This is a genomic window from Hadarchaeum sp. (SeqCode) (genome assembly GCF_049969415.1).
In the GTDB taxonomy this organism is placed as follows: Archaea; Hadarchaeota; Hadarchaeia; order Hadarchaeales; family Hadarchaeaceae; genus Hadarchaeum.
The window spans coordinates 1-2,786 of the sequence record NZ_JBMFOX010000076.1; the positions used below are offsets into that span (position 1 = coordinate 1).

2 protein-coding genes and 1 pseudogene are annotated in these 2,786 nt (G+C 53.9%); all 3 read left to right on the forward strand.

The genetic code is table 11. From position 1 onward, the window contains the following. Positions 1-110: 110 nt before the first annotated feature. Positions 111-1,214: a carbohydrate ABC transporter permease gene (locus ACP5PX_RS07745; RefSeq protein WP_428085384.1), complete on the forward strand. Its 1,104-nt coding sequence runs from the start codon at positions 111-113 to the stop codon at positions 1,212-1,214. Further along, positions 1,214-2,560 carry a carbohydrate ABC transporter permease gene (locus ACP5PX_RS07750; RefSeq protein ID WP_428085385.1) on the forward strand — a complete coding sequence of 449 codons (1,347 nt, stop codon included), beginning with the start codon at positions 1,214-1,216 and terminating at the stop codon, positions 2,558-2,560. The genes ACP5PX_RS07745 and ACP5PX_RS07750 overlap by 1 nt, the downstream gene beginning before the upstream one ends. A 44-nt stretch (positions 2,561-2,604) precedes the next feature. Continuing rightward, positions 2,605-2,786: pseudogene (locus ACP5PX_RS07755) on the forward strand (glycosyl transferase family 1); the annotation flags it as partial.

Genomic DNA, 2,786 nt, shown 5'->3' on the forward strand with positions numbered 1-2,786 from the left:
ACCGGTGAGCTCTCGCCGGCCGCGGCCATGCAGGAGGCAGCGGAAAAGCTGAACAAGGAGTTGAAGCGCTAAAAGGGAGAAGGGGGCGGGGAAAAGCCCGCCCCCTTTTGATGTCTTGGCTCAAAGGGCCGCGACGGAACGAGATTTTTTGGGCTTTTCTCTTTCTCCTTCCCCTTTTTTGGACGTTGGGGGTGGCCTTCGCCTACGCCTTTTTCCGTGCACTGTGGTGGAGTTTTTGTGATTATAACCTTTTTGCGCCGCCCGAATTCGCAGGCTTTACTAATTATGCAAGACTTTTTGCGGACCCGCGTTTCCTCAGGGCTTTGTTTCATAGTCTGTCCTTTGCTATCATCGTCACCTTTACGCAAACCTCTTTGGCTTTGCTTTTGGCCATCGCCCTCAATCAGAAAATTCGAGGCCTCACGTTTTTCCGCGCTGCATTTTACACGCCCAGCATCCTTTCCTCGGTTATTGTCGGGCTCATCTTTATCTGGTTTACATACCGAAGAGGTGTGGTGAACTTCCTCCTCAGCGTTGTTCGTACCCACCATCTTCATGTGCTTTCGTTTCTGGGTCTTCTTGCGCTCGTACAATTCATGCTGGTCTGCTGGGGGCGAAGGCGAGGCCTTCCTGTGCAGGTTTTAGATCCGGTATACCTTTGGGTGAGCTTGTTGGCGGCCGGTCTAGGGACCTGGGTCTTCAGTCACCTTCACATCCTTCAACCCAAGCCCACGCCGCCGGTGGACATAATTTGGCTGGAAACAGCGGAGAAATTCCTGGGAATTCCTCGCCCACTTTGGGCGATCATGGCCCTCAACATTGGCACCACCGTGCCAACGATGATGCTTTTTTTCCTCGCTGGTCTCCAGGATGTTCCCCGGGAACTCTACGAGGCCGCGGAGTTGGACGGTGCCTCTCGGTGGGCCAAGCTGTGGTATGTCACCATCCCTGCACTGCGACCAGTGATGTTTTTAGTGATCACGCTTGGTCTTATTGGCACTCTGCAGATGTTCGATCAGGCGGCGATCACCTCGGGTGTGGCCCCTTTGGACTCCATCGTCACTCTGGCCTATTACGTTTATTGGAACATGTTTGGCGCCGGTGGGTTGCCCAGAGTGGGGATGGCTTCCGCAGCGGCGATCTTCCTAGCGGTACTGACCTTGGTGGTGGTTCTGATCCAGCGCCGTGTGGGGGTTAGGGAGAAAGCCTGGTGATGGGGGGGAGGCAAATCAGCCAAGCCTGGTTTGCCCGGCGAAGGCGGGCCAAAGCCGCTTTTGTCTATGTATTTTTGGGGGCCATGGCCCTTGCTGTCGTGGGGCCCTTTGTTTACGCTATTCTTTCTGCATTCAAGGTCAATCCCCTGGAGTGGCCGCCTTCTTTGCATATTCCCCGGCTTTGGCCGCCCAACTGGATTGCCGCTTGGAAGCTTGGGGTCCAAGCGGGAAACAACGGATGGCTAGGCGGCTGGGCTCCGGGCAAGTTTCTCTCCCTGGAGGTGACTTTTCTCTATCCCCCGGGGGTGGAGGGCGAGCCGCGGGTGGAGGTCCTCCGCCCGCCAGGCCGGGGCCCCCAGCAACCACCCGACCCGCGACCAATAACCGCCGTGGAAATAGAAGAACTGGAAGAACGAGAAATTCCCGAAGGCTGTGAAAAAACATTCAAAATAATCCTCCGCCATCTTGGGGCCCAAACTTACCCTGTTCTCCCCCTGGCTGTAGCAGGGCCTCCGAATTCGAAATTCCTGCGAGCCACACTGGCCCCCCATTCCGTTCGAGGCCTAGGGACCACCGCTTACTGGGATAACCTCGCCTCCGGGGTTTTGGGATACATTTTTAGCTATTTCATCCAGGCTTGGACCGAATTTCGAGATCGTATGGGAAACCCGATTTTTCCCCGCTGGGTTAAGAATTCCTTTGTAATTGCCATGGGAAAGGTGCTAGTAGCTTTGCTTTTTGCCCCGTTGGCGGGTTACGCTTTGGCGCGTTTGCGCTTTCCCGGCAGAAATTTGCTCTTTTTCCTCGTGATGTTCACCATGATGGTTCCTCAGCAAGTGACGTTTATTTCCAACTATGTGCTCCTTAGAGATGGCTTGTTCGGTATCTCCCGGGTTTTCGGGAAGGAGAGCCTCCTCAACACTTACTGGGCGCTGTTTTTGCCGGCTTTGGTCTCCAGTCTTGGGGTGATCATGATGAAGCAATTTTTTGAATCCATTCCTGTGGAGTTGGAGGAGGCAGCCAGAATTGACGGCGCTGGGACTATGCGCATCTACACCAAGATCATTCTACCTATGGCCAAGCCAGCCTTGGCGGTTTTGGCCATCCTCACTTTTCAAGGTTCCTGGAACGAGTTCTTTTGGCCTTTGGTGGTCCTGCGGGATATGGAGATGTTCACCCTTCCCATCGGTCTCCTCTTTTTCCGGCAGTATTATGGAGCAGCGGGGGGAGCAAATTGGAACCTTATCCTATCCGGAACTGTGATAAGCGCCATACCAGTATTGATAATTTTTATCCTTTTTCAGCGGCATTTTGTAGAAGGCTTCCGCCTTTCTGGGATCAAATAGCTTGTTTGATCATCTATTGAAGGTATAATTTTATGGAGGCTGTTATGGAACGTTTGGGCATTGAGCGATATGTGGAGCTCGTTGGCGAAAAAATGATCGCCGAAATCTTCGCCGCGGCCCGCCCTCTTTATGGTTTGCGCGTCTTGGAAATAAACTCCACGTTTCACGGTGGTGGGGTGGCTGGAATGCTGCACTCCCTCATCCCCCTCCTCAACGACGTGGGCAT

Coding starts and splice junctions, on each gene's coding strand:
- ACP5PX_RS07745 (WP_428085384.1), top strand. CDS start 111: ATGTCTTGGCTCAAAGGGCCGCGACGGAACGAGATTTTTTGGGCTTTT.
- ACP5PX_RS07750 (WP_428085385.1), top strand. CDS start 1,214: ATGGGGGGGAGGCAAATCAGCCAAGCCTGGTTTGCCCGGCGAAGGCGG.